Here is a 20,811-nt window from a genome sequence, read left to right as displayed (position 1 = left end):
CAGATTCAAATTGATTTCTCAATGGAGAATTGAAATGGATTTCGCCGCGCTTGCGGTCTTCCGGACCGTCGCCAGGGAGCAGAGCATCACCCGCGCCGCGGAGCTGCTTGGGCGTGTGCCTTCGAATGTCACGACCCGCATCCAGCAGATCGAGGAGGCGGTCGGCGTGCCGCTGTTCCTGCGCGAGCGGAAGGGCATGACACTGACCGCAGCAGGCCGGACCTATCTCGACTACGCCGACCGGATCCTGAATCTGGCCGATGAAGCCATTCAGGTCGTCAATCCGGCGGGGCCGGCCGGCGTGCTGCGCATCGGCTCGATGGAATGCACCGTCGCAAGCCGGCTGCCCGTGCCGCTGGCCCGCTTCAACCAACGCTGGCCCGAGGTCACGATCGATGTGTCGACGGCGCCGACCCGGCAGCTGATCGACTCTCTCCTCGCCCATCGCATCGATGCCGCACTGATCGCTGTCCCATCGGGCGAGTGGTGGCTAGGCCCGCAGGATCTCGACACGGTGCCGGTCTTCCGCGAGGACCTCGTGCTCGTGCTTCCGCCGGGGCATCCCGAGGTACGGCACGTAGCAGACCTCAAGCCCAAGGCGCTCGCCGCCTTTGCGCCGGGCTGCACCTACCGCATGCTCGCCGAGGAATGGCTGACCGGCTTCGGCACGGTGAAGGGGCGTTTCTCCATCCATGAGGTCCGCTCCTATCACGCCATGTTCGCCTGCACGGCCGCAGGCTCCTGCTTCAGCATCATGCCCCGCTCCGTGCTCGATCTCCTGCGCCATACAGGCGCCGTCGAGGAGAAGGCGTTGATGCGGGTCGATACCTATCTTGCCTGCCGGCCGGGATTTTCGACGCCCGCCTTCACCGCATTCCGCGACCTGCTTGCCGGTTTCTCCGACATCGAGGTTGGGGCCATCGAGGTTCGGGCCGATGCCGGGAGCCCATGAACGAGAGGCCACGATCGCGGCCGCGCTCGTGCTCGTCATCGGCATGGGCTTTGGCCGGTTCGCCTTCACCGGCCTCTATCCGCTGATGATTTCCGATCACGCCATCTCCGTACAGGCAGGCTCCTATGCAGCCGCAGCCAATTATGCCGGATATCTGGCCGGCGCATTGCTGAGCGCGGTCCTGACCGGCATCCCGAGCCGGAGGCTTTGCGCTCTCGCCGTCGTTTCAACCGTCGCCCTGCTCGGCGCGCTCGCCCTGCCATTGCCGGAATGGGCGATCGTCACCGTGCGCGGCCTTGCCGGCATCTCAAGCGCGTTTGCCATGGTGGCCGCCTCGCATTGGCTGATTCACGATCGCAAGCACCATCAGGGAGCGCCCGCCCTCTTCGCCGGCGTCGGCATCGGCATCGTGGTGTCGGCGGAGTTGATCGCCCTTGCGCATCTCAACGCATTGTCGAGCCGGGCGATCTGGCTCACCCTTGCCATAGCGGCAGCGGCTCTCGCGGCTGCTGCCCTGATCCTGCAGCGGCGCAGCGACCGGGCACCGGCGGTGGCGCCCCAGCCGCTGTCGGCGCATGGGCAAGCCGATGGCGCGCAGTTGCTCGCTCCCCTGCGGCTGATCGTGATCTATGGGCTGGCCGGGTTCGGCTACATCGTCACCGCKACCTATCTCCCCCTTCTGGTCGGACAGGTGCTCACGGCCACCGATCCCGTGCATATCTGGGCGGTCTTCGGACTTGGCGCCGTGCCATCCTGCTTCTTCTGGCATGCCATGCACGAGCGCTTCGGCACACGTCGGAGCCTGGCTAGCAATCTGGTGGTTCAAGCGATCGGCGTCGCGCTGCCTGTGCTGCACACGCCCGCAGCCTACGTGCTGAGCGCATTGCTCGTCGGCGGCACCTTCATGGGCACGGCGACGATCGCCATGCCGGCTGCGCGCAAGGTGGCGGCGGCGGTCCGTTTCAACATGCTGGCGCTGATGACCGCCTCCTTCGGCATCGGGCAGATCATCGGCCCGCTCATGGCCAATGCGATCTATGCCCGTACGCAGGCGTTCGACATCTCCCTGAGCATCGCCGCCGCATCGCTGGTTGCCGGCGCCGTTCTGTGCGTGGATCTCCCCGGCAATAGGGCGCAATCGCATCCAGTCTGACTGCGCCGCCGGGGCGATCATCTCTCGGATCGCGTCACGGTCCCGACCCGGCTCCTGCGATCCCCGAAGGATCGAGAACAGGCATTCTTGCCGCTGCGTGACAAGCTGCATAACATGGTGATGTCGGCGAGGTCGTTCTGCTGGATTGTCATGAGGCGCGGCGCATCCTCGATGGAGCACTCATCGGCAAGAAGACACGGCAAGAATACGAGAAGCGATACGCACGCATCGCAAGCCCCGGCCGCCAGAAACGACGTTCTTCGATCCATCCGACCGGCTTAGTGTGCGCCATGACCAAAGGGCGGAACGCGACTATGCAAGCTTTATTGATCGCATTTCTCTGCGTGGCGACATCGGCGGCAAGCCTGGCGGCGGATACCCTGGCGCGGGCCCGCGAGACCGGGACATTGCGGCTTGGCTTCCGGGTCGATGCGCCCCCGTATTCCTATCGGACGACCAGCGGCGAACCCTCCGGCTATATCGTCGATCTCTGCCGCGAAGTCGCCGCCGGCGTGAAGAAGGCGCAGGGTTTGCCTGCGCTCAAGATCGACTATGTCGAGGTCTCGTCCACGGCTCGCCTGGAAGCGTTGCGCGACGGCAAGATCGATATTCTCTGCGATCCGACATCGATGACCATGTCGCGCCGCGCCATGGTCGATTTCTCGCTCCCGACCTTCATCGATGGCGCCGGCGTCCTGCATCGGACCAATGAACTGACGCGGCTCGAGGACCTGCGCGGCAAGAAGATCGGCGTGCTCCGGGGCACGACGACCGAGGAGGTTCTGAAGACGACTTTGACGCAACTCGGGATCGAAGCCGAGATCGTTCCGATGCTGGCTCATCCCGACGGGGTCCGCAGCCTGGCGGCGGGAAAGATCGACGCCTATTTCGCCGATCGCGGGATCCTGAGCTATCACCTGCTCAACAGCGAGAACCGCTCCGGCATGAAGCTCTCCGACCAGTATTTCACCTTCGAGACCTATGCGCTGGCTCTGCCGCGCGGCGATGAAAAGCTGCGCCTGCTTGTCGATGCCACGCTGGCGGAGCTCTATCGCACCGATCGCGTGAAGCAGATCTATGCCCGCAGTTTTGGAAGCTTCCCGCCGGATCAGTTCATCCGTGCCCTCTTCGTCATCAATGGCGTGCCGAAATGAGGGGATTGGGTGCCTGACCTGACAGGTCTCGAGGCTCCGACAAAAGTATTCGCCGGCGGAGACCGATCGCGAAGGAGGCCAGCTCCATGCAGGACTACACGCTCTATTACTGGTCGGTCCCGTTTCGCGGTCAGTTCGTGCGGGCGGTGCTGGCATGGGCCGGCAAGACCTGGCGCGAAGCCGGCGACGGCGAGATCGCAAAGCTCATGGACGAGCCGGTCGAGCTCGTGCCGGTCCCGTTCATGGGGCCGCCGCTGCTGATCGACAACGCGGACGGCTTCGCCATCGCGCAGATGCCCGCCATCATTCTCTATCTCGGCGAGACGCTCGGCCTCATGCCGGCCACGCCGCCCTTGCGGGCGTTGACCATGAAGATCGTCAACGACGCCAATGACGTCATCGACGAAATCACGCTGCAAGGCGGCCAGTCGATGTGGACGCAAGAGCGCTGGCGCGAATTCGTGCCGCGCCTCGAGAAGTGGATGTCGTTCTGGGAAGAGACCGGGCGTCGGCACGGGCTGACGGCAGAGGCTGGTTTTCTCCTCGGCGGCAAGGCGCCGGGCATCGCCGATGTCGTGACCGCAACCTTGTGGACGACGATGGCCGATCGCTTCCCGGTCCTCGCATCGATCCTCGAGGAGACCGCGCCGCTCACGAGCGGGCTCGCGCGCCGCGTCTCCGCCCTGCCCCCCTTGGCCGCATTGGCCGAGAAGGCCCGCAGGGACTATGGCGACGAAACCTATTGCGGCGGTCAGATCGGAATGGCTCTGCGCAAGGTCGCTGGCGAAACCGCGCATCGCTGAAGATGGCGGAGCCGTCTCCCCTCTCCGGAACAACGGCGAAGGCGCGCAAGCTCTCGGAATGGCCAAGGCAACGGCGCCTCAGGGAGCCCGCATTGACCTCGGAAGCCAGCGGCTGTCCGTCTCAGGTTTGCCGCTTGCGGAACAGATTCCGATTGGATCACGTCCTGGTCTTGAAGCGCGCCGCCTCTTCCGAACCATGGGTGGCGTCGCCGGCGCTATAAGAATGCGCGCCAGCGCCCGCGAGCTTGCCGCCATCGACGATCAGATATTCCTCCCGGATCGGCCGGCCTTCGAACCAGCATTCCAGGATTTCGCGCGTGCCTGCGGCGTAGCGGGCTTGGGCGGAGAGCGTAGATCCCGAGATATGCGGCGTCATGCCGTGATGCGACATTGATCGCCAAGGATGGTCCTGGGGGGCCGGCTGCGGGAACCAGACATCGCCAGCATAGCCGCCGAGCTGCCCGCCCTCCAGAGCGCGGGCCACAGCGTCACGATTGCAGATCTTGCCGCGCGCCGTGTTCACCAGATAGGCGCCGCGTTTCATCCTGGCGATCATCGCCTCGTCGAAGAGATTCTCTGTCTCCGGATGCAGAGGTGCATTGATCGTGACGACATCGCAAAAGCCAACCATGGATGCCGCGTCCGCGTGGAAGGTAACGCCAAGTTCCTGCTCGACCGCCAGCGGAAGACGGTGGCGGTCGGTGTAGTGCAGCTTCACGTCGAACGGCTTCAACCGGCGCAGCACGGCGCTGCCGATCCGGCCGGCACCGACGGTTCCGATCTGCATCCCCTCGACATCGTAAGAGCGCGCGACGCAATCGGCGATGTTCCAGCCCCCACGGAGCACCCACTGATAGGAGGGGATGTAGTTTCGCACGAGCGCCAGGATCATCATGACCACATGTTCAGAGACGCTGATCGAGTTGCAGTAGGTCACCTCGGCAACCGTTACACCACGATCCATCGCGGCTTGAAGGTCGACATGGTCTGATCCAATGCCGGCCGTGATCGCAAGCTTCAGTTTGCTCGCCTTGGCAATGCGCTCTTCGGTCAGATAGGCCGGCCAGAAGGGCTGCGAGATCACGATTTCGGCGTCGGGGAGCTCGCGTTCGAAAACGCTGCCGGGACCGTCTTTGTCCGAGGTCACAACCAGGCTGTGCCCGGCGCTTTCGAGAAATTTCCTCAGGCCGAGTTCGCCCGACACACTGCCGAGCAGAACCCCCGGTTCAAAGTCGATMGCCTTCGGCGTGAAGTGTCTGGCCGCCGGGGTAGCGGTCGAGTTCCGGCAGACCGTCCCGCGCATATCCTGCCGGGTAACCGTCGGCTGGATCGTCATAGAGGACGCAAACAACCTTTGCCATTTTATATCTTCCTTCGTCAGGCACGAAGAGGAAGACGCTTGATTGTCACTGCTGCCCGCCAAGACGATGATCATCGGCGGCCCGCTCTGAAGTGTCGGAGGCCAGCTGATCCTGGTGCTTCCTCGATCGGAAAGTTGCGCGCTAGTCCAAATAAGATGGAGAAGCCGGACATGGTTTCAAGACCGGAGGACAGTGGCCTGCCTCCCTGAAAAGTTCTCTAATCGCGCTGGTCAAGTCGACTGATTGTGGGCCGCGTGGGCCGCGTACACGCCGGGTTCATGGTTCTCTCCGTGGTCGATCTCTATGGATCGCCGCATGTTGGCGTCAGAATGGTTGGATCGACCGAAGTGGCCCTCGCAATTGCCGTCGAAGGCACTGCATTTTCAGGGACGGCCTGATCCGCGCCATACGTCCCGGCGGGGACGCATCCGTACAGTCAGCCGAGCAACGCGTGTGCGATCATGTTGCTGCGGAGCTCCAGCGGAAGGGGGTATTAGTCTTCCACATCGCGTGGAGGATGACGGCGATCTTCCGGGCAACGGCGATCCGCGCCTTCTTGAAGCCCGAGACCTTCGCGAGCTTCAGCCCCCACGCCTTCAGCGTCGAGAAGCGCAGGTTTCGCGTCAAGAGTGTCGTGGCTGCCTCGTAGAGGTGCTTCCTCGTCATCCTGTTTCCTTGCTTCGAGATGCGGCCGTTCCGACTAGTCTCGCCGGACTCGTATCGGCGCGGTGTCAGTCCGAGGTAGGCGCCCGCGCTCGATGATCTTTTGAAGCGCGCGGCGTCGTCGAATGAGGACGCGATGGACAGAGCAGTGATGACGCCGACGCCAGGAGCCGTCATGAACAACCGAGCCGTCGGCGTTGCTTTGGCAATGGCCATGAGGCGTCGATCCAGCACCTTGATCTGGTCGAGGATCACAGCACGCGCCTTTATCAGTACCTCGGCAAACACACGCATCTCGGGAGCCGCATCCAACTCGCCGTCGATGATCTCGTCGACGCGGCCGGTGAAGCTGCCGACGCGCTTGCCGAACAGAACCCCGAAAGTGMGCAGCAACMCTCGGATCTCGTTMTCGATCTTAACCCGGGTGCGCACCAGCATCTCCCGGGCGACAAGGATGGAGCGAACCTGGTAGCTGTCGCGGCTTTTGATGCGGACCTCTTTGAACCAGCCTGTGCGCATGATCTGGGCAAGACCTGCAGCATCATTACGATCGGTCTTAACCGGCCGCATCTTCAGAGCCGCATTCGCGTGCCGTGCATCGATGCAGATGATAGGCAGGCGTCGGCTTGTCAGCTCGTTCCAGAGCCAGACGGCCAATGGGCCAGTCTCGAGCCCAACCCTCGTGAGGTTCGGAGCACTGATTGCCAGGCAGTCAGCAATGGCGTCAGGGCATGTCGGCACTTTTCTCTCGGCTAGAATGCGCCCGTTGTCATCGACGACGCAGATCGCCGTCATCGCCTGCGAGACGTCCAAAGCAGCAAAGCATACCATGATGGTTCTCCCTTCCTCGTCGGCTCGGGCCGACGGTTGCTGGATGCCCAGTCTGGTGAACCGCCCTGCGCTCGGCGAGAGGCGCCACCCGCGATTACGCTAAGTGGTCCTCCCGGAGGTATGGCTTTTGAGCCGACGGAGGACTGAAGAAATGGCCTGTCTCTCTTCTTCGGCATAATGGGCATCCTCCAAGGCTCAAAAAGCCTGGTGGATTGGTCGGGACGGAAGAGTCCTGGTTGGAATTCCCCGCGCCGCTGCAGCATGCGACATTGCGGGATGCATACCGGTATCAGCATCGACATTACGGCTTCGGACAGGGCTCGGCTTGAAGCGATCGTCGCTGGGGCCACAAAGCTGTCCCGGTAAATTTGGCGCGACTGTCATATTTCCAACAGGGCACTAGCGCTTCTTGCAAGGCGGGGGACTTCTAGAAGGAGGTCGTGACCATGAAACTCTGTTTTCCGATCGCACTCGCCGCTTCAACTATCGTTTTGGCAGGCCAAGTAATGGCGGCGGAAGTGGACATGTCGAAGCTCACTTGCAAGGAGGTTGGCGCTATGCCTGCCGCGCAGACTATTGGGGTCGCCATGTGGGTGAACGGCTATGTCCATGGCAAAGCCGGCAATGCCATGGTGGACGGTGACAAGGCGCATGCCAATGCCCAGAAGATCGCTGACTATTGCAAAGCGAATCCCGCTGCCACGCTGACGAGCGCGATAGAGGCGGTCGCCAAGTCGTAGCAGCATATTAAATGATGGCCAGCTGAGTGGCCCCATTCCGGGACCACTCTTCTACGATGGTCCGAGGACTGAAACTCTGAAACCCTCACCACCAAAGATCTCAATCTAGTGGATTGATCGGGACGGAAGAGTCCTGTTTGGGTTTCCCCGCGCCGCTGCGGCATGCGACATTGCGGGATGCGTACTGGTATCAGCATCGACATTACGGCTTCGGACAGGGCTCGGCTTGACGCGATCGTCGCTGCGCGCAGTTCGCCCCAGAAGCAACCAGGACCGCGACGCGTGCGCTGATGCCCTACAGGTGTTGGAGATTTACCAGCGCCTACCGTAGTACCCAACAACTGGTCGGTTATTGTAGTATGCGGCGCGGCGGATGCCCGCACGAACGACAGGCCGGCCATAATAGCCGCCGCCATAGTAGCTTCTCCCGTAGTATCCGCCGCCATAATAGCMGCTACCGCCGTAGTAAGTTGAGGCCGGTGTGTTGTAATAGACGGTCTGCGGATAGCCGCTCGCGATTCCCGGATCGCAATATGCACTGCCGGAATATGTGGTGACATAGGAAGCGTCGCCATAGCCGCCATAGGCATTATAGCCGTATGCTGCGGGAGCTGCGTAGCCATAGCCTGAACCGTAGCCATAGCCCGAACTGTAGCCGCTGCCGTAATAGGCAGCACCTGCTGCGAGACCGACGCCCGCTGCGAGCGCCCGACCACCGTAGTAACGGTTGCCGTAGTAACCGCCACGGTATGCCGCCCCACGGTAAGCTCCACGATATCCGGCACGGTACGCGCCACGATATCCAACGCGATAGCCACCGCCAATGGCAGTGCCTCGGTATCCACCGGCGCCGATACCACGGTGTTGGGCTTCGGCATCACGCGCGGTGAAGACGAGACTGCCGACGCCAATCAGAGCGACAACAGGGAGGGCAAGGAGCGTATTCATGACTTCACCTGCGCAAAGCCCACCACTGGATTGCAGACGCGGCTGGGCTTCTCCGCGAGGCAATTCGGTGAATTCCTTAACGGAACGATAACATGTTTGTTTCGATGAGTCCCAGAGGGGCCTCGCCGCGCCGGGCTGCCTTCCTGTGCTGCGACGCCAAGTCCGCAGCGCGCCCAGATCAGCGACGCCTGCGTCTGCGACTTTACCTAAGGGCATGCTGACAATATCCGGGCGTCCCCCGCACTTGATGGCCAAGGGCCGGGATGACGTGCCTCGCCATCAGCGAAGCTCCGAACCGCGCCCTCATGATTGGTTCTGATCGACGCAGCGCCACCMCGACGTCGCCACGATCAATGGCTCATCAAACAGCAGATCGACGCATGATCGAGGAGATCACGCGTGACGCCGCCGAATATCCACTCGCGCGTTCGGCTGTGACCATAGGCACCGGACACCAAGAGGTCCGCGCCTTCCTGCCGGGCCCGGTGTATCAGTTCGTCGGCGATGCGGGCTTCCCGTATCGCGCTGTCCTGGACAAGATCGGCGGTGATGCCGTGATGACGCAAATAGTCCCGCAGGTCTTGCGCGCTCGAACTCTCGGCGCCTTCTCCGGCGGTGACGACGAACACGCCTTCGGCAGTCTTCAGGAAGGGCAACGCATCGCAGACCGCGCGGCGCGCTTCACGCGTGTTCTTCCAGGCAATGACGATACGCTGCGCCGAAAGGCGGTCAGAGGTTGGCGGCACGAGCAGGACGGGGCGCCCGGCTTCCAACACGATCGCCCCGGGATCGACGGCGAAGCGCCAGTCCCGGTGGTCGCCGCTCCCCTGTCGGCCGACGATCAGGAGATCGGCCGCAGAGGCCTGCTCGAGAAGAAATGGTGCCGACTCGTCCATACCGGTTCGCAACGAGGTGCTTTCGCCGGACTTGGCGACCTTGATGAAATTGGCCTCGATCTGCTGCAATTCTTCCGCAGCGATCTCGCGCCATTGCTCGATCAGCGTCTGGGCGGAAAAACCGGCCTCCAAGGGGAGAGCGGGAATGATGCAGCGCGATGCCGAGCCGATCAAGCGCGCATGGAAGCGCTCTGCCAAGCCGACCGCAAGCGCAGTCCGGCTGGCCGCATGTGGGCCGAGATCCAGATTCACCATCAGGCTCGCGTAGGATGACATGACAACGCTCCTTGCAATCGATGTCGCTGTCCCACCACGGCCAAGACAGGTTTGCGTTGACCTACCGCAATAACGGCACGATTTTACTCGTCGGTCAGCTCTATGCGTAGACCTCCTGCCTGTATCGCGTTCCTGCGCGGCCAGCACTTGGCCGGCAGCAACAGACTTGGCGGAGAGAGGCTCAACATGACCCGACGGCGAGCAATCCGAGACGTCACGCGTCAAGCAGTGGCTTGCGGTGACATTGCTCTGTCGCAAAGCCGAGCAGCCACACGTGCAGTAGCATCAGTTGAGGATACCCCACTGTCGGACATTCTGAATCGCGGAGGCGGCAATGAAAACGACAATCAAGCACGGGCCGGAATCCTGCAGGTCGGACCCGCCTATGTTCACGATCGAGACTGTTGAAGATTATAAGATCGCAAGGCGGCGCCTCAAAGCGCTCACCGTGCAGGACGGCAGCAGCTACCGCGAATCGATAGCGCTCACGGAGGCTATTCGGATCTGGGAAGCGGACCACGCTAGCGTGACTGAGCCGCCGGCTCGGGCGCCTTGACCGCGCGGCAACGGAACTCCCTGCGTTCACCGAACCGCCGCGCCACGGCACCGCGAACGCGCCGTCGCCTTCCGGTCGCAGGTCCGCCAATTTTGATTCGTTTGACTCGTCAAGCCCCCATTCCGTCGCTAGCCTAGGAAGCGAGGATCTTGAACGGGAGGTGGCTATGCCGAACGTGACGATTGGCTCCCTGGAAGACCGCAAGGCTGCCGTCCTGAGGGCGGCCGCGCTGCTCCAAAGCGCGATGGGCTCCGACGAAGACCATGAATTCGAGATGCTGACCGAGGCCATCGCCGAGTTCGACATCCTCCAGGAGGCCCTGGCGCCGGTCGAGATTCCGCCCGCCTTCATGCCGTTCATCCGCGAAGTGGCGCGGCAGCGGGCTGCCAACCAGCGTTCCTAGGCACCTGCGCACTTTCGGCAGCGCGGGCCTTTGCGTAGCGCTGCGGCGATTGCCGCGAGAGCAGGCTGCTCCATGGCCGGGCGACGACGCACCCGACGCTTCGTGGGCCGCCGCTGCCCTGTTTCAAAAGCCGACCCCGAATGCCATGCTCGCATCCTTCGCGCCGGTCGCTGCCCTGCGGCAGGACGGGACGGCTGGGGGTTGGCGACACGACATGAATGATACCGGCCTATGAATGATACCGGCGTGGCGACGATCGATGTGGTTTCGCATGCGGCAACAGATCCACGATCGCTGCGTCGTTTCGAAGATGAGCGCTTCCTCACGGGTCGGGGTCAGTACCAGGACGACGAGCACGTGCCCGGCGCCCTGCACGCCGTGGTGCTGCGCTCACCCCATGCCCATGCCGACATCCTTGCAATCGATGCGCAAGCCGCGAAAAGCCTGCCTGGGGTCACAGCCATCTATACCGCAGCGGAGATCGAGGATCTCGGCCCACTGCCCTGCTCGCTCACGCTGAAGGCCGAGCCGCCGCTGATCGTGCCGCCGCGTTTCCCCCTGGCGCGCGGGCGCGTCCGCCATGTCGGGGACCCCGTCGCCTTCGTCGTGGCCGAAAGCGCGGACGCGGCGCGCCAGGCCTGCGAGCTGATTGCCGTCGACTACGAGATCCTGCCTGCGGTCACGGAGCTCGCCGCAGCAGCCGGGCCCGCCGCTCCAGAGATCTGGCCGCAAGCCGCGGGCAATCTCGCCCTGCGCTACCGCCTCGGCGATGACGATGCGGTCGCCGCCGCATTCCGCCGCGCCGCACATGTCGTGACMTGCCGGCTCGTGAACAACCGGATCACGGCTGCCGCCCTGGAGCCGCGGGCGGCGCTCGGGCGCTTCGACGCGGAGAGCGGCCGCTACAGGCTCTCGCTCAGCGGCGCCTCCGTTCACGACATCCGCCGCGAGCTTGGCCTCGTTCTCAAGGTCGGGCCCGAGCGGATCGATGTCGCCTGCCCCGATGTCGGCGGCGGCTTCGGCATGAAGAATGTCACCTATCCCGAATATGCGCTTGTGCTGATCGCGGCGCAGCGCCTGGGCCGGCCGGTGCGCTGGCTTGCCGAGCGGATCGAGGATTTCGCCGGCGGCGCCCATGCCCGCGACAACCTGACGACGGGCCGCCTCGCCCTCGATGCCAGAGGCCGTTTCCTGGCGCTGGCCGTGGAAACCATCGCCAATCTCGGCGCCTATGTCTCCTCGCTCGGGCCCGGCAGTTCGACGACCGCGCCGACGCCCGCCATGGGTGGGCTCTATGACATTCCGGCGATGAGCATGGATGTCCGCTGCGTCTTCACCAACACCGCGCCGGTCGACGCCTATCGCGGCGCCGGCAAGCCGGAGGCGAACTACCTGATCGAACGCCTGGCCGATGAGGCGGCGCATCTGCTGCGGATCGATCCGGCCGTGCTGCGCAAACGCAATTTCATCCGCAGCTTCCCCTATCGAAAGCCCTTTGGCGCTGTCCTCGACTGCGGTGCCTTCACGGGGAATCTCGAGCGCGTGCTGGCGGCGGCCKACCGCGCCGGCTTCCGCCGCCGCCGCGCCGTCTCGCGCCGGCGCGGACAATTGCGGGGCTTCGGCATCGGCTGCTTCCTGGAAACCGCGCGCGGCGGACCGAATGAGGATGCCTGGCTCAGCTTCCGCGCCGACGGCCGGGTCGAGATGGCGGTCGGCACMCAGTCGAACGGCCAGGGGCACGAGACGAGCTTTGCGCAGGTCCTGTCGCAACAGCTCGGCCTGCCGGCCGAGCATTTCCATCTCGTGCAGGGCGACACGGCGCGCGTCCCCACCGGCGGCGGCCATGGCGGCGCCCGCTCGCTGCATATGGGGGGCGGCGCCCTCTTCCTGGCGGCGCGTGCCTTGATCCGGGCCGCCAAACCCGCCGCCGCAGAGTTGCTCCAGGCCCCAACCGAGGCCGTGCTCTTCCAGGACGGCTGGTTCCGTGCGCCCGGCGCCGGCAACGTCGCTCTCGCGACGGTCGCGCGCCATATCGGGGAGACGACCGGCCGGGCGCTCTCAGGCCATGGCGCCCATCGCGACGCCCCCCTCACCTTCCCGAACGGCGCGCAGACGGCCGAGGTCGAGATCGATCCCGAGACCGGCGCAGTGACGCTGCTGCGCTATGTCGCCGTCGACGACTACGGCACCCTGATCAACCCGCTCCTGACAGAGGCCCAGGTCCATGGCGGCCTGGCGCAGGGCATCGGCCAGGCGCTGATGGAGGACATCCGCTACGATCCGGAAGGCGGCCAGCTGCTGAGCGCGACCTTCATGGACTACGCGCTGCCGCGCGCAGCCGACCTACCCTGTTTCGAGCTCTCGCTGGTCGAGCTGCCGACGACGGCCAACCCGCTCGGCGTCAAGGGCGCCGGGCAGGCCGGCTGCATCGGGGCGCCGCAGACGGTGATCCACGCGATCCTCGATGCGCTGCGCCCGCTCGGCGTCAGCCACATCGACATGCCGGCGACGCCGGCCCGGATCTGGCGCGCGATCCAGGAGGCCAGGACGCCCGTAGCGAATGAACCATGACGTCACGTGGGCCTGAGATTTCAGGCCCACGTGACGTCGTTACAGCGGACCGCCCTGCGCCAGGGGTCTCCATGCGTGTTCCCGGTCAGCCTCGGTGGAGAGGTCGATCGTCACCTGCGTACCCGTTCTGATACGCCGCTTCAGGATGTCGGTGCGGTCCGGACTCGTCCGAAGCGCGCCGCCCTCGTGAAGCGTTTGGAGCCGTGCACGCGAGACCCGCAGCTCGGACGCCAGCAGCCGGTCAAGGCGCGTGCTGGTCGGAAGCGTAACCTTCAGGTCGATTTCCAATGTCGTCCAATTCAGGGTGTCGCGCAGGACCTCCTTTTGGATATCAAACTCGGGGAATTCTTCGACGCGCTGCGCCTTGCGCCTCAATGCTTCGAGATTGAAGGTCTCTCTCCGGATCCATTGCGGATCGTTCGCGTGTAGCGCTTCCAGCACGGCAGGATCGATGTCGCGGACATTCTGCCGCTCGAAGATCGGTCGGTTCCATGTCTTATCGCAGCTCAGGCATTTGTAGATCAGCCACGCATCAAGCTTGCGACCGTTGGCGTTGAGCCGGATCTTGCCGCTGGATTGGAAGGCTCTCAAGCCCCCGCATCCGCTGCAGGCAATCCAAGGCTGGGGAGCAGTCTGGGGGATGATGGTCCATCGAACCCGAAATGCATTGCACATAACGTCTTGGTCTTCCGTTCGGAAGTCCACCAAGAGGGTGCATGAGACGACCCTTGCGGGCACGGTGTGGCGATGTTTCGGGCGGCTGAAGAGCTGAGACAGCGGCGCTGCTCATGGCACAAAATAACAATGCCAAACCGGTCTCTTGCCGCCACCCGATGAACACGATCATACGCGGACAGCGCGTTGCTATCCGACAGTACGGGTGAAACTGGATTGAGACCGGTGTTTACTTAGGCAAAGTCGACCTCGGTGCGCCAAAGCTCTTCACCCACAGCGATACCAAATCATCGGTCCGAGATGGAGTCCTCCGGCGCGCCGGGAATCCGAAAGCTGCCAGGTGCGGCTTCCATGCAACTTTGTGGTGCAGAGAGCCGAGATCGCCCTCGCTCGGTCGTCGATACGCGGCCTATCGGCTTGTCACAAGGGCCGGTGGGTCCGGCTTGATGATCGGGATGGCGAAATCCGAGGCACGCCTTCCCTCCAGCTGGCACGGCGCAGGCCGCCCCCGTCCGTCATTGAGCCGAGAGTCCGCGCCCCAGCTAAAGCGGCGGACCTGTCCTCGAGCGCCTTCCAGTTCCGCCCACGGACGGCAATAGCCCGAAGAAGGCCGATTTCACCCGATGCTGACCGGCAGTGCGCCGCAGGTTTGGCACCTCACTGAGAGCTGCGGTCATGGCGCGGGTGATATTCACCGCCCCAACTCCCGGCAAACAGCCCTGCCATGGCCGGTGGCGGCGACCACCGAAGCGCACTGCGTTGACCCTGCAATCAATTGGGCGTAGCAGTAATATGTTACGCCTTACGCCTTAGTGCCACTGCGACGGGAGATCCCGTTAAGGCATGGCGCCTCGCACAGCTTGAAGATTTCTGCCGTCAGGAGATTTCGCACATGCAGATCCGATTTTTGCGGCCGCTTTCCCGTGTACTCGGCCTCGCGTTCCTTAGCGGAATCGCCGTCGCCGGCCTGATTAGCCCGTCTTATGCCCAGAACACCCTTGAGCGGATCAAGAGCCAGAAATCGGTCAGGGTCGGCTTCTCAAATTTCGCTCCGACGTCTTTCGTTGGGCCTGGGGGTGAGATCACTGGCTCCTCCCCCGAATTGGCGAAGGCGTTCTTCAAGAGCCTCGGCGTCGAAAAGGTCGAAGGAGTGGTCGGCGAATTCGGCTCACTGATCGGAGGCCTGCAGGCGCAGCGGTTCGACATGATCGCGGTCGCGATGCAAATCCAGCCGCGGCGCTGCGAGCAGATCGCCTTCGGTGACCCGGAGATGCAGTTGCTTCAAGGATTTGTCGTCAAGAAGGGCAACCCACTTGCGCTGAAGAGCTTCAAGGATGTGGCTGACAACAGGAACGCCCGGCTGGGAATGCTGACCGGCGCCGGGCAAATCCGTTTCGCTGACATTGCTGGGGTGACCAGGGATCAGCAGATTCTGTTCCCTGACTTCGACAAGTCGGTTGCAGGGCTGCAAGCAGGCCGCGTCGAGGCGGCGGCCGGTGCCAGCGTTGCACTGAAATACATTCTGTCGAAGATCAACAGCCCGGAGGTCGAGTTTGCCGAACTCTCCCAGCAACCCGTGGATGAAAAGGGCCAGTCGGTGACCGCCTATGCAGGCATGGGCTTCCRGCAAGGCGATACCGAGCTTCTGGGCGCATGGAACGCCTGGCTGCGCGCGGCCCGGCAATCAGGAGAGGCGCTGAGGATCATGGCGCCATTCGGCCTTGGCGAGAATGACATCGCCCCGGTCAGCGTGACCGCGCAGTTGCTCTGCCAGAACCGATAGGGTCGGGCCTGCCATTTCGCGGGAATGGCAGGCGCACATCAAACCTGAGGCCACGGGGATACCTGGGCTCGTCTTCCCGTGAGGTTGATTTCGATGACGCTCACCTATGCCGCTGCCGAAGGCCTGTCTGGGGTCAGCCTTCGACAGCAGGCGATCCAGATTCTTCGCACCCAGATCCTGATTGGCGCGCTTGCGCCCGGCCGCCTCTATTCGATCGGAGAGATTGCCGAACAGCTCAAGGTGTCGCCGACTCCAGTGCGGGAAGCCCTGCTCCATCTCGCCGGCGAGCGCCTGATCGTCATGGTCCGGAATCGAGGCTTTTCGGTTCGCGAGATCGATGACCACGACCTCGATGAACTGGCCGAATGTCGGCATTATCTCGAAGTGCCGGCAATCGTGAGCCTCACGCAGAAATCCAGGCTCGCCGGACGTGCCCTCCTCGTCGACTTGGCGTCGCAGACCGAGAAAGCGGCAGCCGAGGGCKACCTTCTCTCGTTTCTCACCGCTGACCGGCAATTTCACGTGCTCTTGCTCTCAGAGACGGGCAATTCCCGGTTGGTGGAGATGGTTGCGACCCTGAGAGATCAGACACGCCTCCACGGCCTGACGCGCTTGCGAGGCTCGCACGAACTGCTGTCCTCGGCGAAGGAGCACCGCGCGCTGATCGATCTCATCGAGGCTGGCGATGTCCCGGCAGCCCGGGAGCTCATGGCGCGGCACCTTCGGCATACCCGCGGCCTCTGGGCCGGAACAGCCAGCATTCCCGCGGAACAGAGCGTCGATCGCTGTTGACTTACAGTATGTAACCGGTAACATATTACTAAGATCAAAGCCCGTTGGAGGCTTGCAATCTCGGCCATGGAGAGCAGCTTGTCTGAGCAGAATAGACTTAAGGTCGCCGAGGCGGCCAAAGCGTTGCGCGCAGAAGCGCTCGTGATGCTGAAAGACATGACGGCCATTCCGGCCGATGCGACGACGGGGACCGGCTACCCCGAAACAGTTGCCTATCTGAAGAAGCAGCTCGCCACCTTTGCTCCCACCGAAGAGATCGACGTTCCACAAAGCTATCTCGATGACCATTGGGGAAGCGATCTGTCGCTTTCACGCGAGTATCTGCCGGTGTACCGCGCTGCTCCGCGCGTGCTTGTCACGGCGATGCTGCCGGGTCGAAGCGACGAGATCGGCATCCATCTGAACAACAACTACGATCTTTACTGGGGACCGCGAAAGGAACGCGCCGGCTCGATCGCCCAAATTCTGGCGCTCAAGGCCATCGCCAAGAGCGGTGTGAAGCTCGACAAATCGGCTTTCCTCTCTGCCACGCCCGACGCTTATATCGGCGGGGAGACCGGCGCGGGCTATCTGGTGCAGCAGGGCATGGGTCGCAGCCCGGTCGTTCTGGCCAGCAGCCTGGGCGGCCCGGATATCGTCACGGCCGGCTATAAAGGCCACTTCTGGGCGAAGATCACCGCTTTCGGCAAGGCAACGCATGGTTCGCGGCCAACGGAAGGCGTGAATGCCATCGAAGGCATGATGGCGGTACAGGACAGAGTTCGGAAACTCGCTCAGGAATTTACGGCGATCAAGACGCCCCTGGAGATCGTTCCGGCGCATGCCAACACGCCGACGATCGTCATGTGCCGCATCGCGGCCAACCTGGACGTGACGTTCATCCCGGACGAATGCGCACTCTATGTCGATCGGCGCATGAATCCCGAGGAGAAGCTGGACGATGCGATGGCGGTGCTGAGGGAACTCGTCGCTGACGCTTCGCGCGAGACCGGAATGCGAATGGAGGTCTCCTTCCCCCACACTGTTTCGAGTTCGTACACGCCACCTGAGCATCCCTTGCACAAGGCGCTGAGCGACAACCTGAAGGCCGTCACCGGACGCGAGCCCCGTTCGATCGTCTGGTCGCATTATCTTGGACTTCACTATTTCACGGCGGGCTGGGGCAGCGCGGCCGTCGCATACACCCCCGGCGCCGTCGACCACGGCAAGGTCGTGATCGAGGCGGGCGATCCCACGGTCTCGGATGACGAGCTGATGGCCGCGATCGAAGTGATCGCGCTGACGATCTACGATTTGACCACATCCGGCGCTGTCGACGCCTGACATCGATATCGGCCAAGGAGGCGGATATGCCATCTCTTCAGAAGGTAGCGCTCGTTACGGGCGCCGGATCCGGCATCGGCCGCGCCACGGCGGTAGCGTTTCTCAAGAGCGGCTATCACGTGGTGCTGACTGGCCGCAGGCTCGATGCCTTGCAGGAAACGGCCGATCTCGGCGGGTCGCCCGGGAACGCCTTGTGCGTCTCGTGCGACGTCACGCGGCCTGAGGCCGTGAGGGATCTGTTCGCTCAATGCAAACAGCGCTTTGGCCGGCTTGATGTGCTCTTCAACAATGCTGGCGTCACCCGCGGAGGATCGATCGAGGATATCGCCTACGAGGATTGGATGACGACGGTCTCGACCAATCTCACCGGCCCGTTCCTCTGCACCCAGGAGGCGTTCAGGCTGATGAAGAGCCAGACGCCTCAGGGTGGCCGGATCATCAACAACGGCTCGCTGTCCGCGCATGTTCCGCGGCCAGCCACGGCTCCCTACAGCGCCACAAAACACGCGATAAGCGGCTTGACCAAGACGACCGCGCTGGACGGCCGCCCGTACAACATCGCCTGCGGTCAGATCGACGTCGGCAACGCGTTGACCGAGATCGCGCGTGATATGATCGAGCGCTCCAAGGCAGCAGGCACCTACGCCCAGGCCGAGCCTGTCATGGATGTCGAGCACGTTGCCCAGTCAGTGCTCCACATGGCGAACCTGCCGCTCGAGGCCAATATCCTGTCGATGACTGTCATGGCGACCAAAATGCCATTCGTGGGTCGGGGATAGGAGGAGCCTCAGCCGGCCTCGGACCAACGAGTCTTCGTGGATTCGACGTGGTTGGTGATGATCTTGTGGAGCAGCGCCTCATCCCTCGCCAGGGCAGCATCGACGAGCGCGATATGTTCCTTCGATGCCGCCACGATCTCGCGACTTCCCAATCTGGCCCGCAATCCCCTCAGCCGAGCGCGATCGCGATAGTTCATGATGAGCTCGGTGAGGTGCGGCATGGCCAACGGGGCCAGGAAGGCCTGGTGGAAGCGGCGGTCGCCTTCGACATAGCTGACCAGGTCGTTCGACTGCGCGGCCTGAACAGTGGCCTCGGCGATCGCCCGGGTTTCTTGCGCGTGCTCCTCCCCCATCTTCAGTCCGGCCTCGACCGTGGAGGGAACCTCGAGCAGGAGCCGGATCTTGTGGAGCTCCTCGAGCTCTTCCGGTGTGGTCGCAGGAACGGAGAATCCGCGGTTCTTGTGGATGACGAGGAGATCCTTGCTCGCCAGATCCAGGACCGCTTCGCGAATGGGCGTCGGAGATACATCGAGACCTGCCGCCAGTTGTGCGACCGAATAGATCTCTTCGGGAACGAACTCGCCCGACATGATCTGGGCCAGCAAAAGCTGCCGGACGCGTTCACGCAGGCTGACCGTCTGCGGAATTGAGAATTGGCTTAGACGTAGCTGGGACATCGACAGTCGCCCTTGTGACGGCACGACGCTTGTAGAGACGGGGCTCCGGCGGGTCGAGAAAAATGTTGACGGCTACAGGTAATATGTTACACCTCAGCTGCATCGGACGTGATGTCTGACGCTCTCTTGCTCTCCTTACAAAGGCTTAGGCACATGCGTGAAGCAATCACCCTGCCAGGGCAGCACGCCAAGTATTATTCCGATATCGTGAAGGCGAAGGGGACGCTCGTGTTCCTCGCCGGGCAGGTCGGCTGGGACGAGAACGGCACGTGGGCGCCTGATTTCGCGAGCCAGCTGGAACTTTCCCTCGAGAATATGAAGACCGCTCTGCATGCGGCAGGCGCGACGATCGACGATGTCGTCAAAGTCAACGCCTATCTCGTCGACGTTCGGTACGGCGACGAATTCAACGAGGTCTACGCGCGTTATTTCAAGACCGACCGGCCGGTACGGACCCGTGTCCAGGCGGCGATGCTTGCGCGCGATTGCCTGGTCGAAATCGACGTCATCGCGGTGATCGACGACGCTTGAACGCGATCCATCAGAGGGGCAACGGCAATGGGATTGAAAAACTCGGATCATCTCTCGCGGCGCCTGCTCCTTTGCGGCGCGCTGGCGAGCTGGGCGGTGGTGGGAGCGTCAGCAGCGCTGTCTCAGCCGCAGGACGACAGCCTGGCGCGCATCAAGTCTCAGGGCAAAGTCCGGATTGGCTTCGCCAATATCAATCCCTACGGCTACGTGATGCCCGATGGACGGGTCACCGGGCAGGCTCCCGAACTCATCCGCGCCTTCTTCGCGGATATGGGCGTGTCCTCCCTTGAGCCCGTCGTGACGGATTTCGGTTCGCTGATCGGAGGGCTTGTAGCCAAACGCTTCGATATCGTCGCAACGGGCATGCTGATCCAGCCCGAGCGCTGCAAGATCGTGTCCTTTGGCGACCCCGAATATCAGATCAACCGCGCCTTCGCGGTCAAGAAGGGAAACCCCAAGGGCGTGACGAGCTTCGTCAGCCTGGCAAGGCACGCCGACGCGAAGATCGGCTTGTTGACGGGCGCCGGCGAGATCCGCTTTTCGGAGCTGGCCGGCATCCCCCAGGAACGCCGCCTCCTCTTCCCCGATCTTTCAGCGGCAATCGCGGGTCTTCAGGCCGGCCGGGTTGATGCCGTGGTGGCGTCGACCGTTACGATCCGCGGAGCGCTTTCGCGGGCGAATGATCCGCGCCTGGATTTCGCCGCCCTGTCCGAGCAACCCCGCGACGAATCCGGCAATGAATCGATCGGATACGGCGGCATGGCCTTTCGCAAGGACGACATTTCACTCCGTGAGGCCTGGAATACCTGGCTCGCCAAGGCCCTGAAGAGCGGCCGCGTCACGTCGATCATCGAGCCGTTCGGCTTCGGGCCGGAGACGTTGCCGAAGGAAGGCACCACTGCCGAATACGCCTGCGCGGAACGCAAATAACCGCTCGCCAAGAC

Annotated in this window: 18 protein-coding genes and 1 pseudogene; 13 read left to right on the top strand and 6 right to left on the bottom strand. The window is 63.2% G+C overall.

From position 1 onward, the window contains the following. The first annotated feature begins 34 nt into the window (after positions 1 to 34). The 4 genes from AC1DIO_RS18180 (at position 35) to AC1DIO_RS18165 (ending at position 4,062) form a co-directional block, all read left to right on the top strand. Entirely contained in the window at positions 35 to 952 is a 918-nt protein-coding gene (locus AC1DIO_RS18180) for a LysR family transcriptional regulator (protein ID WP_476826867.1), read from the top strand. Further along, complete coding sequence (locus AC1DIO_RS18175) at positions 936 to 2,105, top strand: YbfB/YjiJ family MFS transporter (RefSeq protein WP_476853793.1); 1,170 nt, start codon at positions 936 to 938, stop codon at positions 2,103 to 2,105. The genes AC1DIO_RS18180 and AC1DIO_RS18175 overlap by 17 nt, the downstream gene beginning before the upstream one ends. A 314-nt stretch (positions 2,106 to 2,419) precedes the next feature. Then, positions 2,420 to 3,259 carry an amino acid ABC transporter substrate-binding protein gene (locus tag AC1DIO_RS18170; protein ID WP_441491212.1) on the top strand — a complete coding sequence of 280 codons (840 nt, stop codon included), beginning with the start codon at positions 2,420 to 2,422 and terminating at the stop codon, positions 3,257 to 3,259. An 86-nt stretch (positions 3,260 to 3,345) separates the two neighbouring features. After that, positions 3,346 to 4,062 (top strand): glutathione S-transferase, encoded by a 717-nt coding sequence (locus AC1DIO_RS18165; RefSeq protein WP_441506769.1) that lies wholly within the window; start codon positions 3,346 to 3,348, stop codon positions 4,060 to 4,062. 157 nt (positions 4,063 to 4,219) lie between these two features. Here AC1DIO_RS18165 and AC1DIO_RS18160 read toward each other — a convergent pair. Continuing rightward, a pseudogene (locus AC1DIO_RS18160) lies at positions 4,220 to 5,423 on the bottom strand (NAD-dependent formate dehydrogenase). A gap of 459 nt (positions 5,424 to 5,882) precedes the next feature. Beyond that, positions 5,883 to 6,917: an IS110 family RNA-guided transposase gene (locus AC1DIO_RS18155; protein WP_476853792.1), complete on the bottom strand. Its 1,035-nt coding sequence runs from the start codon at positions 6,915 to 6,917 to the stop codon at positions 5,883 to 5,885. Between the two features lie 446 nt (positions 6,918 to 7,363). Here AC1DIO_RS18155 and AC1DIO_RS18150 point away from each other — a divergent pair, with 446 nt between their 5' ends. Further along, the gene (locus AC1DIO_RS18150) at positions 7,364 to 7,657 is read left to right on the top strand and encodes an HdeA/HdeB family chaperone (RefSeq protein WP_476776229.1); all 294 of its coding nucleotides are present in this window, start codon (positions 7,364 to 7,366) and stop codon (positions 7,655 to 7,657) included. A 312-nt stretch (positions 7,658 to 7,969) separates the two neighbouring features. Here AC1DIO_RS18150 and AC1DIO_RS18145 read toward each other — a convergent pair whose 3' ends face one another. Next, positions 7,970 to 8,605 carry a hypothetical protein gene (locus AC1DIO_RS18145; protein ID WP_476853791.1) on the bottom strand — a complete coding sequence of 212 codons (636 nt, stop codon included), beginning with the start codon at positions 8,603 to 8,605 and terminating at the stop codon, positions 7,970 to 7,972. 350 nt (positions 8,606 to 8,955) lie between these two features. After that, positions 8,956 to 9,777, bottom strand: coding sequence for a universal stress protein (locus tag AC1DIO_RS18140; RefSeq protein ID WP_476776148.1), 822 nt, complete (start codon positions 9,775 to 9,777; stop codon positions 8,956 to 8,958). Between the two features lie 722 nt (positions 9,778 to 10,499). Between AC1DIO_RS18140 and AC1DIO_RS18135 the strand changes: the two genes are divergently transcribed. Next, positions 10,500 to 10,736: a hypothetical protein gene (locus AC1DIO_RS18135; RefSeq protein ID WP_476776149.1), complete on the top strand. Its 237-nt coding sequence runs from the start codon at positions 10,500 to 10,502 to the stop codon at positions 10,734 to 10,736. 231 nt (positions 10,737 to 10,967) lie between these two features. After that, positions 10,968 to 13,307 carry a xanthine dehydrogenase family protein molybdopterin-binding subunit gene (locus AC1DIO_RS18130; RefSeq protein ID WP_476853790.1) on the top strand — a complete coding sequence of 780 codons (2,340 nt, stop codon included), beginning with the start codon at positions 10,968 to 10,970 and terminating at the stop codon, positions 13,305 to 13,307. A 39-nt stretch (positions 13,308 to 13,346) separates the two neighbouring features. On the opposite strand, the gene AC1DIO_RS18125 is transcribed toward AC1DIO_RS18130, so the two are convergent. Next, on the bottom strand, positions 13,347 to 13,982 hold the full coding sequence (locus AC1DIO_RS18125; RefSeq protein WP_441506804.1) for a DUF1062 domain-containing protein: 636 nt from the start codon (positions 13,980 to 13,982) through the stop codon (positions 13,347 to 13,349). An 892-nt stretch (positions 13,983 to 14,874) separates the two neighbouring features. Between AC1DIO_RS18125 and ehuB (AC1DIO_RS18120) the strand changes: the two genes are divergently transcribed. From ehuB (AC1DIO_RS18120) to AC1DIO_RS18105, 4 genes are all read left to right on the top strand, one after another. Beyond that, complete coding sequence (ehuB, locus tag AC1DIO_RS18120; RefSeq protein ID WP_476853789.1) at positions 14,875 to 15,765, top strand: ectoine/hydroxyectoine ABC transporter substrate-binding protein EhuB; 891 nt, start codon at positions 14,875 to 14,877, stop codon at positions 15,763 to 15,765. 93 nt (positions 15,766 to 15,858) lie between these two features. Next, on the top strand, positions 15,859 to 16,557 hold the full coding sequence (locus tag AC1DIO_RS18115) for a GntR family transcriptional regulator (protein WP_476853788.1): 699 nt from the start codon (positions 15,859 to 15,861) through the stop codon (positions 16,555 to 16,557). A gap of 66 nt (positions 16,558 to 16,623) precedes the next feature. Beyond that, a complete protein-coding gene (locus tag AC1DIO_RS18110; protein WP_441491201.1) occupies positions 16,624 to 17,880 on the top strand; it encodes a peptidase dimerization domain-containing protein in 1,257 nt (418 codons plus the stop codon). Positions 17,881 to 17,906: 26 nt separating this feature from the next. Next, entirely contained in the window at positions 17,907 to 18,659 is a 753-nt protein-coding gene (locus AC1DIO_RS18105) for an SDR family oxidoreductase (RefSeq protein ID WP_476776153.1), read from the top strand. Positions 18,660 to 18,667: 8 nt separating this feature from the next. Here the strand turns inward: AC1DIO_RS18105 and AC1DIO_RS18100 are convergent, their stop codons facing one another. Beyond that, positions 18,668 to 19,336, bottom strand: a complete 669-nt coding sequence (locus tag AC1DIO_RS18100; protein WP_476776154.1) for a GntR family transcriptional regulator — start codon at positions 19,334 to 19,336, stop codon at positions 18,668 to 18,670. Positions 19,337 to 19,489: 153 nt separating this feature from the next. Here AC1DIO_RS18100 and AC1DIO_RS18095 point away from each other — a divergent pair, with 153 nt between their 5' ends. Both AC1DIO_RS18095 and ehuB (AC1DIO_RS18090) read left to right on the top strand, forming a co-directional pair. Continuing rightward, positions 19,490 to 19,867, top strand: a complete 378-nt coding sequence (locus tag AC1DIO_RS18095) for a RidA family protein (RefSeq protein WP_441491198.1) — start codon at positions 19,490 to 19,492, stop codon at positions 19,865 to 19,867. Between the two features lie 27 nt (positions 19,868 to 19,894). Further along, the gene (gene ehuB, locus AC1DIO_RS18090; protein WP_476776155.1) at positions 19,895 to 20,797 is read left to right on the top strand and encodes an ectoine/hydroxyectoine ABC transporter substrate-binding protein EhuB; all 903 of its coding nucleotides are present in this window, start codon (positions 19,895 to 19,897) and stop codon (positions 20,795 to 20,797) included. The last annotated feature ends 14 nt before the right edge of the window (positions 20,798 to 20,811 follow it).

The sequence above is a fragment of the Allobosea sp. 05T439 genome (genome assembly GCF_056396005.1).
Note: the sequence above shows the minus strand (reverse complement) of the source record. Positions and strands in the feature narration are given on the sequence as shown.